The sequence below is a fragment of the Burkholderia sp. AU16741 genome (assembly GCF_002223345.1).
Lineage (GTDB): Bacteria > Pseudomonadota > Gammaproteobacteria > Burkholderiales > Burkholderiaceae > Burkholderia > Burkholderia sola.
Genome location: NZ_NKEZ01000011.1, coordinates 900323 through 917945, shown reverse-complemented (window position 1 = coordinate 917945; position 17623 = coordinate 900323). Strand labels below are relative to the sequence as shown.

The following is a 17623-nucleotide window of genomic DNA, read 5'->3' as shown; positions in this document are numbered from 1 at the left end:
GTTTTATTGACCATTGTGGTTGTTACGTGACAAATCGGCCGAATGGCCAGACGGTGTTCGCAAATAGCGACTCAATAAAAAACATCGATGCCGATCGCAAAAGAACGAACGAGGAATGCGAAGGAATCTGGCCGTCTTTACTGCCTATAAGCCGTTGTGCAGAGAGGCGGCGTTTCGTCGTGCAAGGTCTCATTTGAAATCTGATACGAGACTATGTCGATGCGGGAGTTGGTCGCGAGGAAACAGATGGTTGTCACGTGACAAGTCGCTGAACCCCTGAGTTTCTCTTGGGTGTACGTATAAGGGGAAATCTTCGATACGGTTGCGTCTCGGGCTTCCACGGAAATCTCTTCACTTCAATTACTAATGTACGTGATGCGTGACCATGTACGCCTTTCCGCCGTGCGATGAGTTGTCACGTGACAAATGGATTCAAGCGCGCGTCATCCGGGGGGATTTAGCGATCATCAAGCGATGGTCATAGTTGATGCGCACCCGTGGTGTAGGCGGCATACCGTTGGGCGTAAAAACATCGCCCGTAGCTTCCGGTTCCCCGGCTCGTCGGTGAGTCGCTAGGGAGTTGTCACGTGACAACAGGAGCCGACGTCCAGAAGACTCGCGTGGCAGGCCGCTATATGAGGTGAAGTGTCCCGCGCGGGATTGAAAAGGAGGGGCTTGGGAGCGAGGGCTGCACTTCCGCGCGTGGTGATTCCGCTATCATCGAGTGCGCTCACGTGTCGAAGCTATGTTGTTGACCCAGCTGTCGAGGTACGCCCCAAAAGGCGGTATTGTGGGGTGTTGATATGTCCCCATTTGATGGGGTGAAATTGGATGTGTGACTTGTGTCGGCCAATAGGGCAGGGCGTGGCAAATCACCTCGTTCCTGCCTGGGAAAGGCTCAATATGCCCGAGATCACCGTGGATATCGGCCGCAATAGGCGGTGAAACCATGTGTCAGTGGCATGTGACGACCCAAATGCCTCGGGTCGTGAAACATTCGCCAAAAATCGATGCTTGCCGGAAATCCTTGTGCGGCAAAGGCTTGCGCCATTTTCTTCATCCTGTTTCACGCAAAATGAACATAATGAGGCGCGAAAATGGGGGGCGTATGCTATTTCAGGGCATCGGCATCAGGGAGAGAGGCAATTGCAGGCGAATTTGTCTTTCTTGATACGTGATTTGTAGTATATAAAACGTTTTCGGCAATGCGCTGCTGGATGTCATCAGCATGTCGGAGAATCAGTCCACCGCAGGGTCGCTTCGAACCGCCAATTCAGCGCGGGATGCACGGGTATTTAGCGCCAGTTGTCACGTGACAACGCCTGTGCCGCGCCCCAGATTCGGGAAGTCGCGGAGTATGGGGAGAAGAATTGGCCGGCAGGACGCTGGGACCGCAGCCGATACACGTAGACTTGGGCGGGGACGCGACTTCCCTCACAACCTGCAGGCGAAAATCCCATCCCGCACTTGGCGGATCACATCAAAACCGATACATCGCCACAGTCAGCGATCGCGATCAATAACTCGCCACGACCGACAGAACGACGTCCGCGCCCCCTCGCAGGCTATCGATATCCCTTCGCGGGGAATTGCCGAACAGCCGACTATATTCCCGATTGAACTGGGTCGGGCTCGCATACCCGACCCTGAACGCCGCCGACGCGGCGTCGAGGCGCTCCGCCAGCATCAGCCGACGCGCCTCGTTGAGCCGTATCCATTTCTGATACTGCAACGGACTCATGCCGGTGAGCTGGCGGAAGTGATGATGGAAGGTTGAACTGCTCATCTGAACTTGCGCCGCGAGATCATCGACACGCAACGATTCATCGTAGTGAGCGCGTAACCACCGGATCGCGCGCGACACGCGATTGCACTGACTTCCGGTGGACGCAATCTGGCGCAGGCGGGCGCCTTGGTCGCTCGTCAGCAGCCGATAGTAGATTTCCCGCTCGATGTACGGTGCGAGAACGGCAATGGCGTTCGGGTCGTCCAGCAGCGCAAGTAGCCGGTTAAGCGCGTCGTACAGCGGTTCGTTCATGTCGCCGACGACGAGGCCGCGGCCCGCTGGAGCATCCTCGTGATCCGGCGCGACTTGCATCATCAGTTCGGCCATGACGCGGAAATCGAGCTTGAGGCCGAGCCCGAGAAACGGTTTGTCGGGGCTGGCCTCGATGATTTGCGTCGAACCGGGCAGATCGAGCGACGTGATCAGAAAGCGGTCGGCGTCGTAGATGTAGGCATCGCCGCTCTGCATGACCCGCTTCGCGCCCTGAACGACGAGGCCGAAGCTCGGCTCGACCATGCATTCCATCGGCAGCGTCGGCGCTTCCCGTCGATGAAAGCTCAGGTTGGGAATGGCCGTATTGAGGTGATCGACGCCTTCGGTCCATCTCGCGACGCGCTCTGCGAGCGTTTGTCGCAATTCGTTCTCGCGGCTGCGGCGGGTCGAACGGCGGTCTGCGTGGTCGAATGCCACGATGGCGACGTCGTCGTCTCGTTGGCCGGGTATGTATCGGACGGATACCGGATGCATGACTCTACTCAGGTAATCGGGTCGACAGGCAGGCCGTCGACGTGCAGGGGGAGGCCGGCAACGCGTTCACCACCCGGAGTCGCGGCGCGGCCATCTTGCCGGAAAGCACGCGCAGCGACTGGCGGACTATTTCGTCGCCTGCGATGCGCAAAGCTGCCAGCGTCGCGTTTTCGCCGCCGGTGCTGCCGCGCGCTCGTCGACCGTGCGCCACCAGCGCTCGCCACGATGGGGTGCGCCGAGATCGAGGCGTTCGCCCATCCGCGGTGTCGACAGCTCGATGCCGCGCACGAGCGCCAACGCCGTGACACGCTCGAATGGCTCCTGCCAGCGATGCATGGCGAGATCGAACGTGCCGTTGTGGATCGGGATCAGCCAGCGTCCACGCAAATCGATGTGCGCCTGCACGGTTTCTTCCGGTTGCATGTGCACGTACGGCCATTGCGCATCATAGGCGCCCGTTTCGATCAGCGTGACGTCGAACGGCCCGAGGCGCTCGCCGATCTCCCGGAAGCCGTCGAAATAGCCCGTATCGCCGCTGAAGAACAGGCGCAAATCGTCGTCGACGATCACCCACGATGCCCACAGCGTACTGTTGCCGTCGAACAGGCTGCGTCCCGAGAAGTGCTGGGCGGGCGTTGCCGTCAGCGTCACCCCTGCCATGTCCACGCTTTGCCACCAGTCGAGCTGGCGCACCTTGTTCGCGTCGATCCCCCATTCAATCAGCCGATCGCCGACGCCCAGCGTCGTCACGAACACGTCGGTGGTGGCGGTCAGCGCGAGCACCGTGTCGCGGTCGAGGTGATCGTAATGATCGTGCGACAGGATCACGCCGCGTAACGGAGGAAGCTCTTCCAGCGCGATCGGCGGCGCATGAAAGCGCTTGGGACCCATACGCCGAAACGGCGACGCGCGCTCGGCAAACACCGGATCGGTCAACCAGAATTCGCCGCGCAACTTCAGCAACAGCGTCGAATGGCCGAGCCGGTACAGGCTGCGATCGGGCGCCGCGTCGAGTTCCGCGCGGGTCAGCGAATCGACGGGCAGGGTGCCGGCGGGCACGGTGTGACGCGGCTTGTTGACCAGCATGTTCCACGCAATGCCCAACGTCTTGCCCAATCCTTCGGCGGGCCGTGGCGCGACATTGGCAAAGCGCTCGCCATTGTGCTGCGGCGAACCGCCGGACAGTGCCCGGCCACGTCGGGCGGCCGCGAGACCCAGAATGCGGTGAATCAAAACGAGAGGCGATGCCATGTCCGGTTCGTCCGAAGAATAAAGTACACTAAGCAGTGTAGTTTATTTTTGGGATAAGTAAACTGCCCGGTGTAAAATTTCTCCATGGATATCAGCACTTCCCCTCAGCGCCTGACTGACCGAAAGCGCGTGGCCATCGTCGATGCGGCAATCGAGGAATTTCTCGCCGCCGGCTACGATGCGACGAGCATGGATCGCATTGCCGCGCGCGCGGGCGTGTCGAAACGAACCGTCTACAACCACTTTCCGGGCAAGGAAACCCTGTTCGCCGCAATCCTGCACAAGCTGTGGGATGCGACCCGGACCGGCGACTCGCCGACCTATCGCGCCGACGTGCCGCTGCGCGAGCAACTGCTCGCGCTGCTCGACCGCAAATTGCGGTTGATGAACGACGAAGCGTTTCTCGCGCTGGCGCGCGTCGCGATCGGCGCGGCCATCCATTCGCCGGAACGAGCGCGCGACATGGTCGAACGTCTCGGCGAGCGTGAGGAAGACGTCACGGTCTGGGTGCGTGCGGCCGCGGCGGCCGGCCGTCTGTCGGCCACCGATCCGGTGTTCGCCGCGCATCAGTTGCATGGCGCCGTGAAGGTATTCGCGTTCTGGCCGCAGATCACGATGGGCCAGCCGCCGCTGACGGCGCAGGAGCAGCAGAAAGTGGCGGAATCGGCCGCCGACATGTTCCTCGCGTACTACGCGCGACCGGACGACGGCGCCGCGTCGCATCGCACGCAGGACTGAACCCGCATCCTCAAGCATCCGGAAGCGCGGGCCAATCGAAATCGTTGCGATGCGCGAAACCCGCCGACTCGGAGAAAACGAACGCACAATCGCACCTAACCGTGCCGACCGACCATCCGGCCCCAACCCGGCGATACCGTCCGCGCCCCCGAAGCCGACTGCGAGCAACGACCCATGAAGACGCTGTTGATCGTCTATCACACGATGACCGGAGGCACACAGCAGATGGCCGAAGCGGCTGCCGGTGGGGCTCGCGAGCAGCCGGGCGTCGACGTCAGGCTGCAGCGCGCGGACGCGACGAGCGCCGACGACGTGCTGGCGGCCGACGCGTACCTCTTCGCGACGCCGGAGAATCTTGCGGCGATGTCCGGGCTGATGAAGGATTTCTTCGATCGCTGCTACTACGCGGCGCTCGATCGCGTGAACGGCCGCCCGTATGCGGCGATGATCTGCGCGGGAAGCGACGGACAGAACGCGTTGCGGCAGATCGACCGGATCGCGACCGGATGGCGGCTGAAGAACGTCGCGCCCGGGCTGATCGTCTGCACGCATGCGCAGACGCCGGAGCGTATTCTCGCGACGAAGACGATCGACGGCGACGCGCTCGCGCGCTGCGCCGAACTCGGTGCGGGCCTCGCTGCGGGGCTTGCATTGGGCGTGTTCTGATGACGGATGCGGCGGCGCCGATCTGCCGAATCGACGCAGGCTGGGTCTGCCGCCGGCCGCGCAATACCGATTCCGCCAACGACGCCGAACCGCCGAGCGCCGAGGCTTCAGCGGCCCTTTGCCGTTGCCGAAGGCCGGTGGTATTCGGGCCAAAGACGTTTGACGAGATCGCGCGATGCGCCGTATGCATGGCAACTGTCGATTTTGAGCGGCTTGCCCTCGCTGTCGCGGTAATCGAGCGACGATCGCCGCATGCCGACCATCGTCTGATAGGCGGTCGTCGCGATCGGGCCGAGCAATTCCTTCAGGTGCGTGCACGTATCGCAAGACGGCAGGCGCTTGCGTACCTCGCTGTTCCAGCCCGCACCGATGTTCAATCCGACGAGCGCCTGCAGCGAGTCGCCGCCGCCTGGACATTGCGCGTACGGATGCGAACGGATGAACGTGGATACGGCGCGCACGACCATGTCGACGTCGAAGACCAGCGTCACACCAAGATCGTGGAGCGGCGTCAGCGCCGCGACCGTCCGCGCGCCGCCGGGCGGCGTGAAATCGCTGGTCTTGCGGTCCGCGAGGCAGGCCGTGACTTCGAACAGGCCATCGCTGCGCCGATAGCCGCGCATGTCGATCTGCCGATGGTGGATCTCCTCGCGCGTGATGCCGTCGTGCGGGGTGTCGTCTTGGGAAACCATGCATCCGCTCCATCTCGTGTAACCGGGTCTTTCGCAGGCAACGGGATCGCGCGCGCCGCCGATCGGGATCGGGCGCGAGGTGAAAAACAGGCGGGACGTGCTGCCAACGAGGTCGATTTGGCCATACTACGCACTTTCCGATATTTTCGTTCGCGACGCGATCGATGCGGACGCAACGAATCGGACCCCGAGGTCGGCGCAAACGTGGGTCAGGGGGAGTGTCGCGCGAGGTCGGGGGTGCGGACACGACGCTGTCCGATGGCTGTCGCGCGGAAGATCGCGTGTCCCGTTGAGCATTCGCATGGCCCGATTTCCGGTCGGGCCGCGAATGGCGTGACATCCGGAAACGTATCCATATAATGCGCAACACGACCGCGCGGACGCATTTCCGGCGCCGCGGCCCGGGCAAATGCGGACCGGCGAGTCAACCGGCCGTCCCGCGTACCGGTATACTTCCACTCCTGCCTTGTCCGGCATCGAGGCCGGGTGCCTGAAACAGAGTGGCGTGCGCGATGCGGCCCCGTCGTGTTCCGCACCGGCGGCAGGCCGGCCGCACGCATGGCGGCGTTGCTTTTGCGCCGCGCGGCATGGCCGCACGAACCACACCTTATATTCCTGGTGGATTGAATTTATGGGTTTTGAACAACTTGCCGAATTGCGGGCGCAGCTCGCAGCGAAGGCCAAGCAGGAGCGCAACGCGAAGCGGCCGGCGGCGCCGACGGACGCCGGTGCGAAGCCGAAGTCCGGCGACCAGCCGTCCCGCGGCGCCAAGCCGGGCGCCGGCGCGAAGGCGCAGCATCGGGCGAAGCCTGCTTCGGCGAAGCCGTCGGCGCCGGTCGATCCGGTCATCGTCGCAATCGGCAAACTGCAGCGGAAGTTTCCGCGCGCGTTCCCGAAGAATCCGGCCCCCAAAGTGCCGCTCAAGGTCGGCATCTGGGACGATCTCGCACGCGAAGCGCAGGCCGTGGGCCTCAATGAAGCGGAACTACGCGAAGCAATGTCGACGTGGTGCCGTGGTAACCGCTACTGGTCCTGCCTCGTCGAAGACGCGGTGCGTGTCGACCTGCAGGGCAACGAAGCCGGGCGCGTGACGCACGACGACGCGGCGCGTGCGCGCCGTCTGAAGGCTCGCCGCCCCGGCGGCAAGGGCGCGGCACAATCGGCCAAGGGTGCGCCGCAGCAGCCGAAGGCCGAGCAGCAGGCCGAGGCCGCTGCCGCGCCGCAACCGGCGCAAGCCGAAGCGGAAGCGAAGGAGCAGACCGACGCCACGCAGCAGGTCGAACAGCAAACGGCCGGCAACGAGTAATCCGCACCGCGTGCTGCATACCCGCTGCAAGTCGCGGCGGCGCATGACACGACGGACCGACCTGCGTCGACAGACGCAGGTCGGGACTACCTCCACCGGCGCTGAATCTGCCGGTACATCCCCTCCCTGTCGAACACGGATAACGCGAACGGACGATTCACGTTCGTCGGTCGGCGTCGGCACGCATGATATGTCGACTGCGTCGTTTGTGTTCCAATGCTTCGTATACCTGAGCAATAAAGCGGCCTCTACCAGATAATTCGCGTTACGAAATGATGAAACGGGACGCGTCGATCGACGCGCAAGCGATCCCGCCTGTTCCTCGCGACACAATGGCGCGCGATAATCACGACTGAACTGGATCGTCGCCCCGCGGGCAAGCCGATCGCGACGATACACCCCGTCTTTCGAAAAGTAAGGCAAGCCCGTCTCGACCCAAGGCCACGCCCAGCGTCATCAACGTCGACTCAACCCGAACCATGAACCCGAGACATTCCGCGATTTTCGTCGCGCTCGCGGCTGCCGCGCTGTTCGGCGCCGCGACACCGCTCGCCAAGGCGCTGATCGGCGCGATGTCGCCGTTCATGGTCGCCGGCCTCTTCTATCTCGGCAGCGGTGTCGGGCTCGGCATCGGGATGCTGCTGCGCCGCTGGCACAGCCGTCGTGCACCGGCCGCGGACGCCGCGCCGTTGCAGCGGGCCGACTTGCCGTGGCTGGCCGGCGCGATCGCCGCGGGCGGCGTGGCCGGCCCCGCTCTGTTGATGCTCGGGCTGTCGAGCACGCCGGCGGCCACGAGCGCGTTGCTGCTCAATCTCGAGGGCGTGCTGACGGCCGTGATCGCGTGGCTCGTGTTTCGCGAGAACGTGGATACGCAGGTATTCCTCGGCATGGTGGCGATCGTCGCAGGCGGCACGCTGTTGTCGTGGACGCCGGGCCGGGCCGGCGTGCCGGTCGGCGCGCTGCTGATCGTCGGCGCATGCCTGTGCTGGGCGATTGACAACAACCTGACCCGCAAGGTGGCCGCGAACGACGCGATGGTGATTGCGTGCGTGAAAGGGCTGATCGCGGGGCCGGTGAATGTCGGCATCGCGCTGGCGACCGGCGCGCCGCTGCCCGCGATACCGGTCACGGCCGCGGCGATGCTGACGGGGCTCGGCGGCTACGGGATCAGCCTCGTGTTGTTCGTCGTCGCGCTGCGTCATCTCGGCAGCGCGCGTACCGGCGCGTATTTTTCGATCGCCCCGCTGTTCGGGGTCGTGCTGTCGTTGCTGATCTGGCCGGCGCTGCCGCCCGCGACGTTCTGGTTCGCGGCCGCGCTGATGACGCTCGGCATCTGGCTGCACGTGCGCGAACGGCATGAACACACGCATGTGCACGAGCGGCTCGAACATACGCATCGGCATCGGCACGACGACCATCACCAGCACGCGCACGACTTCCCGTATGACGGCGACGAACCGCACACGCATCCGCACGTGCATCTGCCGATCACGCACAGTCACGCGCATTTTCCGGATATTCATCACCGGCATCGACACTGACCGTGTCGCGCGCGATGGGCGCTGCGGATCGCAAGGTGACCGTTTATGGGAAACGCAGTCAGCCGTTTCCCCGAATGCCGCGGGCCGTCATCATGCCGTCGACGTGTGTGTCGGCATTCGCGTGCCGGAAGCGGCTGCCCGTCGCCGGATCGGGTTCGACGTGGGGAATGTGCTTCGGCAACCGGTCCGCGATTTGATGACTATTCAGCCGTCGTTGCGTGAGATACAGGCGATTCGCGGCGTTTCGCCGAAGCGGAATGTGGCGTCGAAATCGTGTCACGGCAGGCTCGCGCTTGCCTTGCCGATCAAGACGGCTTTTGCGGCTGACGATGCGACGACACAGGCGGCGTCAAGCGTCGCGACGGGAACTATCGCGCCGGAGGAAAGCAGACACCGAAATCTTCGCAGCCCGGGCATCCGGGTGCGGGCCCGGGCGGCACGCCGCGCGATGCGGCCGCTTCCTGCGCGAGGAATTTCTTCCAGCGCAACTGAGCGACGTTGCGCGCGGCGAGCGCGGGGAAAAAGCGCTCGAGCATCGCGGATACCGCGTCGCGCCCGTCGAGCCCGAGGTCGCGCCACAAATGGTCGGGACGCAGGCACGCATGCGCGATGATCGACGCGAGGCAATCGGCATCGTCGCGGGCGACGGCGGGATTCGTGTCGCCCATCAGCCGCGCGCGCAGCGTCGCGACGAATGTCGAGGGGGCGGCCGGCAATGGCGACGGCGCGACCGTCCGCATGAGTGCAGCGGTATCGACGGGTCGCAGAGGCGGAAACTGCCGGGTCAGCAGGCCGGCGAACTGGCCGGGCGACAAGCCGAGCAGCGACAGTTCGTTGCGGCACGCGCGCGCCGTCACGAGCGCGCCGAACAGCCGTGCATCGGCCGCGTCGGCGTGAGCCGCAGCAGCTTGCAGCGACCGCAACGCCTGTTCACGCGCGCGATCGGCCGGAGCGGTCACCGCGCACCTCCTGACGAGAACCGGGCCGCACGCATGCGCGGCGGCCGATGAATCGCGGTCGCGATCGTCACGCGATCACTCGACGCCGACGATCACGCTCGATGCCTTGAAGATCGCGGATGCGGCGGCGCCGCTCGCGAGCCCGAGACGATCGACGCTGTCGTTGGTGACGATCGCGACGATTTCCGCACCGCCCGCCGCCCGGATCACGACCTCCGAATTGACCGCGCCCTTCGCGACCGACGCGACGGTGCCCGCGACGCAGTTGCGGGCCGACACCTTGCTGCTGTCGATGTCGACCATCACGATGACCGACGACGCCTTGACGAGCGCGAACGCGTTCGTGCCGGCCGCGAGGCCCAGCGACGCCGCGCTGCCGTGAGTGATCACGGCGACGATCTCGAGGCCGTCCTGCGTGCGCAGCGTGATTTCGTCGTTGACGGCACCGGGCTCGATGGCGCTGATCTGGCCGGCGAATTGGTTGCGGGCGCTCGTTCGCATGATGACGCTCCGGGTGGTTGCCGCGGCCGGGCCGGCTGCGGCGGCAGGTGATCGGAAATGCGTCGGCCAGTGTACCGTCAACGCCGGCCCCGCGAATACCCTCGCGCGAATCGGTTCAACCCCTTGCCGCGGGGCGTTTCGTCATGCATGCGAGATATGCCGATGCCGATGTTTCTACGGCGCCGACGTGCCAGCCACGGGTGCGGTGGTCGCAGCACCGGTGTCCGCCGCGGCCGTTGCGCCGTCGCCGTCCCAACCGCCGCCGAGCGCGAGGAAGAGCCGCACCTGGTCGGCCGCGACCTGGCCTTCGGCCGCCGCGACCTGCGCCCGCACGCTCGTCAACGTGCGCGTCGCGTCGAGATCGGCGATGAACGATTCGCGGCCGGCCGCATAGAGACGATGCGTTTCGGCGGCGGAATTGCGGGCCGATTCGTACGCGGTGCGCAGCGCATCCGTGCGCTGCACGTCGGCCGCGTAAGTCGCGAGGCTCGACTGCGTTTCGCGCAGCGCATTCAGCACGACGCCGTCGAAGTGTGCGAGCGCGCCGCCGGTTGCGGCTTCGGCTTCGCGTACGCGCGCACGCTGGCCGTTGACGGGGAACGACCAGCTGATCAGCGGTCCGAACGACCAGCGATTCGTGGTGGACGAGAACAGGTCGGTGGCGACGCCGACCGAACCGGCCGACGCACCGATGCTGACGGACGGGTACAGCGCGGCGGTCGCCACGCCGATCCGAGCGGTCGCGGCGGCGAGCTGACGTTCGGCTTCGCGCACGTCGGGCCGGCGGCGCAGTAGCGCGGCGCCGTCGCCGATCGGAATCGGCTGACGCAGCCTCGGCAGGCGTTCGCATTCGGCAGCGGCTTTCGGCAGATCGGCCGGCGCGCGGGCGAGCAGCGCGGCGAGCTGGTACTGCGCGACCTTGCGGCGGCCTTCGAAGCGCGGGATGTCGGCGGAGAGCGTGCGCACCTGCGTCACGCCGCGCGTCACGTCGGTCTGGTTGCCGCGCCCCGCATCGCGCAGCCGCTGCGACAGCGCGACGCGCTGCTGCTGCAGCGCGAGCGACTGCTTCGCGATCGCCAGTTCGTCGCCGGCCGAGCACGCTTCGACATACGCGCGTACGACGTCGGCCACGACCGTGATGCGCGCGAGGTCGCCGGCCGCCTTGACGGCCTCGCTGTCCGCGCGTGCGGCTTCGACGCCGCGCCGCAGCTTGCCGAACAGGTCGAGCTCGTACGACACGTTGATGCCGACCGCGCCTTCGTTGACCACCGGCAGCTTGTTTTCGAGCAGGTATTGCTCGGCCGATTCCTGTGCGCGCTGCACGCCCGCGTCCGCTTTGCCCGAGAAGCCGCCCTGTTCGTTCGCGACCACCAGCGCCGCGCGCGAGCGCGCGAGGTTCGCCGCGGCGACGCGCAGGTCGGTGTTCGACTTCAGCGCATCGCGCACGAGCCCATTGAGTACCGGGTCGTCATACAGCTGCCACCAGTTGCCGGGCACCGCGTCGCGCGACACCAGTGCGCCGTTCGCGTCGTCGAGCGCATGGTTCGCGAGCGGCGCATTGACGTACGCCTGTTGCGGCAGTTTGTAGTCGGGGCCCACCGACTTGCACGCAGCGAGTGCGAGCGCAAGCGGGGCGAGCGTCGCCGCGACGCGCAGACCGGGCCGCTTCATTGCGATGCTCCCGTGGCGCTGGCGGGCGTACCGGACGTCGCCGAAACCGGCGCGGCCGCCGATGCGGTGCTTGCGCCAGCCGGTTTCGCGTCGTCGTTGCGGCGCGTGTCGGCGCCGCGCATCGACACGGTCGCGGTACGGCCCGCGATCATCCGGAAATCGTCGGGCACCTCGTCGAGCACGACGCGCACCGGTACGCGCTGCGCGAGCCGCACCCAGCTGAACGCCGGGTTCACGTTCGGCAGCAGGTTCGCGCCTTGCGTGCGGTCGCGGTCCTCGATCGCGGCGACGATGCTCTGCACGTGGCCGCGCAACGCATGCGGCTCGCCCATCACGATGATGTCGACCGGCTGACCGATATGGATGCCGCGCAGCTTGGTTTCCTCGAAGTAGCCGTCGACGCGGAACGAGTTGCGGTCGACGACCGACAGCACCGCGCGGCCGGCCGGTACATATTCGCCGACCCGCGGGGCGCGGTCGTTCAGGTAGCCGTCCACGGGACTCACGATCGTCGTGCGCTGCAGGTTCAGCTTCGCGGTATCGAGCGACACCTGCGCATCGGCGACGCTGGCTTCGTCCTGCTCGACGCGCGTGCGGCTTTCCTCGACCTGTTCGCTCGCGACCAGGTTGCCGAGCTGCAGGTTGCGCGCGTATTCGCGCTTCGCCTGCGCCAGCGTCGCGCGTCGCTGCGCGAGCGTCGCTTCGGCGAGCCGTTCCGCGAGCGCGTAGCGCGCCTGGTCGATCACGAACAGCACCTGGCCGCGCTTGACCTCCTGGTTGTCGGCGACCTGCACCGACGTGATGAGGCCCGACACGTCCGGCGCGACCTGGATCACGTCGGCGCGCACGTGCCCGTCGCGCGTCCACGGCGAGAACATGTAGTAGTTGATGATGCGCCACAGCACGAGGCCGGCCACGACGACGACGATCAGGGTGAGCAGGACTTGCCCTGCCGAGAGCCAGGTTTTTTTCACGTTAGGTAGCCACGAGTTGGTGGGACACGATCACGACGGCGGCCAGCACGAACACGTAGATGCCGAGGTCGAAGATCGAACGGTGCCAGACGAGGCGGTAGAAGCCGATGCGTTCGAGCACCGCGCGCACGACGATGTTGATCAGGTAGGCGATCAGCATCAGTACGAGCGGGGCCGGCACGAACACGCCGAAGATATCGATTTCGCCGATCATGGTCGCGGTTGGAGGGACAAGGTGGAAAGCCGGTTCATGCGCGCGCTCCGTCCGGCGCCCGCGGCGCTTGCGCGGCCGCGGCCGGATACAGCGACAGACGCATGCCGACGAGCGCATGCAGCGTGTCGCGCAGCCGGCGGTGCGTGGCCGGCGTCTCGGGCGTGGCTGCGCCGTCGGCCGGCGCGGCGGCCGGCAGGTTGCGGCTGGCCACGCGCCGCAGCGCGTCGTCGATCGTCGCGAGCAGTGCGGGCGGCGCGGGCTGGCGCGCGTTCGCGGCCGCGCAGCGCGCGTAGTGATCGGTCACGCCGGCCAGCACGCGATCGATCGCGTCGGGCACGTCACCCGACAGCCGGCGCCGCGAGCGGCGCAGGTCGAGCGCGTTCAGCGCGATGCGCAGGTCGCGAAAGCTTTCGATCGACGGGTGGCGATGATCGTCGGACGCGCCGAGGCGCGGCAGCAGTTGCGTGACGCGATCGAGCATCCGCGACGCGTGGTTGCGCTGATCGTCGAGCGGCTGCGTCGACGCCGAGCGCGCGACGTCTTCCCAGCCCGAGCGCAGCAGGCGCCGTACCGCGAGTTCCGCGCCGAACGGCCGCGTCGCGCGCGTCCACACGTACGCGAACAGCAGCCCGGCGACGCCCGCGAGATTACTGTTCAGGAACACGAAGAAATCGGCTTCGTATGCGCTCTGGATGCTGATGAAGGTGGCCGTGTTCACCGCGACGAGCATCGTCACCATGTTGAACTGCGGGCGCGGCAGCAGCGTGCCGATCAAGATGAACGGGCCCGCGAACATCAGCACGAGCATTGCGAAATCGTGCACGTGCGGCAGCACGACGAACAGGTACAGGCCGGCGAACACGACGCTCGCGGCGGTCGACAGGAAGAACTTGAACACCAGCGGCGCGGGCTCGTCGAGCGCGGCGAAGAAGCTGCACGACACGGCCACGAGCGTGACGGCGGCCGCGCCGTCGTGCCAGCCGGACGAGATCCACAGCCAGCACGCGAACACGATCGCGAACACGACGGTCAGCGTCGAGAACAGCATCATCCCGCGATCGAAGAAGCGCTCGGTGCCGCCGAGCCGCCAGTGCCGGTAGCGCGGCTGCCACACGCCCGACTCGTTCGCGATCAGCGCGCGCAGCGAGCGGCAGTCCTGCCAGATGTCGATGACCTGGCGCAGCCGCCACAGCGCGTTCGACAGCAGCGCGCCGTCCCAGCTCGCCAGCGCGCTGTCGGGCGGCTGCAGCAGGGCGATGCGTTCGCGCAGGTCGTCCGCGACCGGATCGTGGGCCATGTCGCCGTCGGAGCCGGTCTTCACGGCCGGCAGCGGCGCGTCGAACCATTTCGCGGCGTCGGCCAGCAGCGCGTCGAGCGCGGGCGGACGCACGTGCAGGTCGCGCATCAGCGCGATCAGCGGATCGGCGAGCGACGACATCAGCGGCAGGAACAGTTGCATCCGGCCCGCGAGCGCCTGCGCGCGAGCGAGGACGCGCGGATGCGCATGGTCGTAGCCCAGCTGGCTCAGCAGGAATTCGAGGCCGGTGATCGTCGCGGCAAGCCGCTGCCGGCACGCGGACAGCGCCTTGCCGGCCAGGTGCCCGGACAGCGTTTCGCGGCCGTAGAACGCGGCGTCCTTGAACCACGCGTCGGTGCGCTCGATCAGCGTCGGCGCGAGCCGGTTCGGGAACACCGTGCTGCCGACCACGCTCGCGCACACGATGCCGAGCACGATCTCCTCGGTGCGCGCGATCGCGACGTCGAACACGGTGGACGGATCGGTGACGGTCGGCAGCGCGATCAGCGGCATCGTGTAGCCGGCGAGCATGAAGACGTAGCTGCGCGCGGTGCGGTCGGAGATCGCGAGGTACAGCAGCGTGCCGCACCAGGTCGCGACGATGATGCTGAACAGGAGCGGCGTCTCGACGAAAGGCGGCACGAAGAAGATCGCGGCGGCCGCGCCGAGCGCGGTGCCGAGCGCGCGGTACAGCGCCTTCGAGCGCGTCGCACCGACGAACGGGTTCGACACGATGTAGACGCTCGCCATCGCCCAGTACGGGCGCGGCAACTGGAAATACAGGCCGAGGTACAGCGCCAGCATCGACGCGGCGAACGTCTTGCCCGAAAACAGCCAGTCGCGAAGGCTCGGATAGGTCATGTCGCGGAATCGGCGCTGTGGGACGGGTGCGGCGCAGGAGGCTGCGCGTCGGCTGCGTTGAACGCGTTCAGCACGCGCAGCGTCGCTTCGAGATCCGCGCGCGACACGCCCTTGAGCACCTGGGCGCGCAGCGCGCGAAGGTCTTCTTCCATCTTCGCGGTGACCGCGCGGCCGGCGGCCGTCAACGAGATCGTCTTCGCGCGGCGATCGTGCGGATCCTCGTCGCGGCGCGCGAGGCCGGCCGCGCACAGCTGGTCGAGCAGGCGCACGAGCGACGGCCCTTCGATGCCCACGTGTTCGGCGAGCGTGCCTTGCCGCACGCCTTCGCCGAGGCGCCCGGCGATCAAGAGCGGCGTCGCGCAGGCCTCGGAGACGTTGTATGCGGTCAGCACACCGTCGCTGGTGCGGCGCCACTTGCGCGCGGTGAGCACGAGCAGGCTGCTGACGGCGAGGCGGAGGTCGTGCAGGTTGGTCATGGACGAGATGATAGGGGCAAAAATATTCGATAGCAAACTATCGTTTTTGTCGCCCGGATGACACGTCGCATGTCGCGCGGCCGGCCGTGTGAAGCAATCCAGGTGGCGTGTCGGCTGTGATCAAGTTGTAAGGCTGGCGAACCGAATGCTCAGCGTATGACGTGGCGACTATATTGAATAGTCAGACGAGAGCGGGCCGGCGGCACGAAGCGCGGCCGCATGCGTCAGGGCAAATTCGAAGCCCGCGCGGCGTATTCCGCGCGGGTAGTGCTTGCGACGCCCCTCGAACGATAAAGGTGTGCGGGCCCGTTTCTGTTTGGGCACGCCGATTGCACAGTCCGATTCGCCCAGGAACGTCCTGCTTTCGCGCACGGTTGCGCCGGGACAATATTTTCCGGGTGCCTTTCCGCTCGACCGTGCGCAAGCCATGACGGAGACCCATGTGCGTGTCCGGTCTCCATGTCGGTTCGTCGGCTGGATATTCACTAGACGCACGGGTTATCGGAATTTGGGAAACGCTTGAGCGGGGGCCAACGGACCCGGTTCGAGCGGGACGAAGAAGCGTAAGGGCGTCGATTGTGTTCGAAGCGGACATTCGCAGTGCGGTTCGGCCGGGAACCCTTAGTCCGGTGGTAGCACCAATGCCCCGCACCCGGTATCTGCAACGAATGTCGCAAGCAATCGTGCCGGGCGCGCCGGATCGGGATTCTCGGCGAACAGGTGCAGTGCGCGCGGTGGCTCGAACCACGTTTGTCCACTCGCATAGTCGACTGGCGCTCCGCCCTCCAGTTGAGAGCGGATGGTTCCTTCCAGCACGACCGCCACGACCGAACCCGGGTGACGATGCGCGGGCGTAAAGCCGAGTGGCGGAAAGTCGACGACGGCCGTCGTCACCGACTTGCCTGGAGCGTTAGGCAGGGATTCGCACGACAGAACCTTGACGGTGGAAGCGGGCCGGTTCGTGGCGCCGGCATTCGGCGATGCAGTGGATAGCAGCCGCTCGCCGCCGCTACCGCAGATGTCCGTCAGCCAGTCGACGGCTGAACGGGGCGTCGCCGGGCCGAGCGTCAGCGCCGCCGCCGCCAGCGCGGCAAGCATCGTGGGCTTGCCGGCCAGGCGACGCCGGCGCGCCGGAAACGGCCATGCACGCGGGTTCATGCGTGCGTCGCCGATCGCATGTCCGGCGACCAACCGAGCTCACGCTTCGCCTTGGCGCTGCTCACCTCGGCGTCGTCCTGCGCGATGTTGAATACGCCTGCCGCGTCTCGTTGAAGCGCAAGCAACGCCGCATACGCAGCGGCTTCGACGTGCAGCGGGCTTGAGCCAGTGGGGGCATCTGCACCCGTGCCCGGCCCGTAGATCTGTCCGTACCTGAGTGCCGTACCCGTCAGCGGCGCCGTCGTCAGCACGTGCCGCTCCAGCGCGGCGACACCCCGTACGCTTGTCCCGCGCGGGCCTTGCGCATCGAGGTCGAGCGGGCAGTTTTCGTCGTAGGGCGTCACGCCTGGCCGATACGCCCACGCAATGCTTTGCGCGATCATCCGTTTGCTGCCGGCTGAAATGGCCGCTGCGACCAGGTTGCGTGTTCCCTCGTCGCGTATGCGGGCGTTCGCCGCCACCGCCCGGGCCATGAGGGCGGGGTCGAGTCCGGAGGGCAGGTCGGTCAATTGATGAATCACGCTGTGCGGGGCGATGCGAACCAGCGCGTCGCGGAGCGCGGCCGCATCGAATACATCGACGACGACCGGCGTGCCCCCTGCGTCTTCAAGCTTTCTTACGCGGTCCGCGCGCCGGGTGCTACCGAACACCGTATAGCCCGCGGCGATCAGCAGCGGCACGAGCGCGGTGCCGATGGCGCCGCTCGCGCCGGCTACAAAAACCCTGTGTGTCATTTCTTTCTCCTCGCTGCGATGGCGAGCGCTTGCAACGGTATGGCGCGCTTG

16 protein-coding genes are annotated in these 17623 nt (G+C 66.2%); 4 read left to right on the top strand and 12 right to left on the bottom strand.

Features of this window, described 5'->3' with window-relative positions; genetic code table 11:
* Positions 1-1516 precede the first annotated feature (1516 nt).
* Positions 1517-2533, bottom strand: a complete 1017-nt coding sequence (locus tag CFB89_RS33230) for an AraC family transcriptional regulator (RefSeq protein ID WP_089471652.1) — start codon at positions 2531-2533, stop codon at positions 1517-1519.
* 126 nt (positions 2534-2659) lie between these two features.
* Positions 2660-3784, bottom strand: coding sequence for an MBL fold metallo-hydrolase (locus CFB89_RS33225; protein WP_089471651.1), 1125 nt, complete (start codon positions 3782-3784; stop codon positions 2660-2662).
* An 84-nt stretch (positions 3785-3868) separates the two neighbouring features.
* Here CFB89_RS33225 and CFB89_RS33220 point away from each other — a divergent pair, with 84 nt between their 5' ends.
* Together CFB89_RS33220 and CFB89_RS33215 are read left to right on the top strand one after the other, a co-directional pair.
* Positions 3869-4522, top strand: coding sequence for a TetR/AcrR family transcriptional regulator (locus CFB89_RS33220; RefSeq protein WP_089471650.1), 654 nt, complete (start codon positions 3869-3871; stop codon positions 4520-4522).
* 174 nt (positions 4523-4696) lie between these two features.
* A complete protein-coding gene (locus CFB89_RS33215) occupies positions 4697-5188 on the top strand; it encodes an NAD(P)H-dependent oxidoreductase (protein ID WP_089471649.1) in 492 nt (163 codons plus the stop codon).
* Between the two features lie 107 nt (positions 5189-5295).
* Here CFB89_RS33215 and CFB89_RS33210 read toward each other — a convergent pair whose 3' ends face one another.
* The gene (locus CFB89_RS33210) at positions 5296-5880 is read right to left on the bottom strand and encodes a DUF2889 domain-containing protein (protein ID WP_089471648.1); all 585 of its coding nucleotides are present in this window, start codon (positions 5878-5880) and stop codon (positions 5296-5298) included.
* Positions 5881-6511: 631 nt separating this feature from the next.
* Between CFB89_RS33210 and CFB89_RS33205 the strand changes: the two genes are divergently transcribed.
* Both CFB89_RS33205 and CFB89_RS33200 read left to right on the top strand, forming a co-directional pair.
* Complete coding sequence (locus CFB89_RS33205; RefSeq protein WP_089471647.1) at positions 6512-7186, top strand: ProQ/FinO family protein; 675 nt, start codon at positions 6512-6514, stop codon at positions 7184-7186.
* A 479-nt stretch (positions 7187-7665) separates the two neighbouring features.
* On the top strand, positions 7666-8727 hold the full coding sequence (locus CFB89_RS33200; protein WP_089471646.1) for a DMT family transporter: 1062 nt from the start codon (positions 7666-7668) through the stop codon (positions 8725-8727).
* 368 nt (positions 8728-9095) lie between these two features.
* Here CFB89_RS33200 and CFB89_RS33195 read toward each other — a convergent pair whose 3' ends face one another.
* The 9 genes from CFB89_RS33195 to CFB89_RS33155 form a co-directional block, all read right to left on the bottom strand.
* Positions 9096-9686: a nitrogen fixation protein NifQ gene (locus CFB89_RS33195; RefSeq protein ID WP_089471645.1), complete on the bottom strand. Its 591-nt coding sequence runs from the start codon at positions 9684-9686 to the stop codon at positions 9096-9098.
* Between the two features lie 75 nt (positions 9687-9761).
* Entirely contained in the window at positions 9762-10187 is a 426-nt protein-coding gene (locus CFB89_RS33190; RefSeq protein WP_089471644.1) for a molybdopterin-binding protein, read from the bottom strand.
* 174 nt (positions 10188-10361) lie between these two features.
* Positions 10362-11858 carry an efflux transporter outer membrane subunit gene (locus CFB89_RS33185; RefSeq protein ID WP_089471643.1) on the bottom strand — a complete coding sequence of 499 codons (1497 nt, stop codon included), beginning with the start codon at positions 11856-11858 and terminating at the stop codon, positions 10362-10364.
* Positions 11855-12832 (bottom strand): HlyD family secretion protein, encoded by a 978-nt coding sequence (locus tag CFB89_RS33180; protein ID WP_089471642.1) that lies wholly within the window; start codon positions 12830-12832, stop codon positions 11855-11857. The genes CFB89_RS33185 and CFB89_RS33180 overlap by 4 nt, the downstream gene beginning before the upstream one ends.
* A 1-nt stretch (position 12833) precedes the next feature.
* Positions 12834-13046, bottom strand: a complete 213-nt coding sequence (locus tag CFB89_RS33175; RefSeq protein WP_089471641.1) for a DUF1656 domain-containing protein — start codon at positions 13044-13046, stop codon at positions 12834-12836.
* Positions 13047-13080: 34 nt separating this feature from the next.
* Positions 13081-15204, bottom strand: coding sequence for an FUSC family protein (locus tag CFB89_RS33170; protein ID WP_089471640.1), 2124 nt, complete (start codon positions 15202-15204; stop codon positions 13081-13083).
* The gene (locus CFB89_RS33165) at positions 15201-15680 is read right to left on the bottom strand and encodes a MarR family winged helix-turn-helix transcriptional regulator (protein ID WP_089471639.1); all 480 of its coding nucleotides are present in this window, start codon (positions 15678-15680) and stop codon (positions 15201-15203) included. The genes CFB89_RS33170 and CFB89_RS33165 overlap by 4 nt, the downstream gene beginning before the upstream one ends.
* A 621-nt stretch (positions 15681-16301) precedes the next feature.
* Positions 16302-16838 carry a cupin domain-containing protein gene (locus CFB89_RS33160; protein ID WP_256979834.1) on the bottom strand — a complete coding sequence of 179 codons (537 nt, stop codon included), beginning with the start codon at positions 16836-16838 and terminating at the stop codon, positions 16302-16304.
* Entirely contained in the window at positions 16835-17572 is a 738-nt protein-coding gene (locus CFB89_RS33155; RefSeq protein WP_089471637.1) for an NAD(P)-dependent oxidoreductase, read from the bottom strand. Before CFB89_RS33155 ends, CFB89_RS33160 begins: the two co-directional genes overlap by 4 nt.
* Positions 17573-17623: the final 51 nt, after the last annotated feature.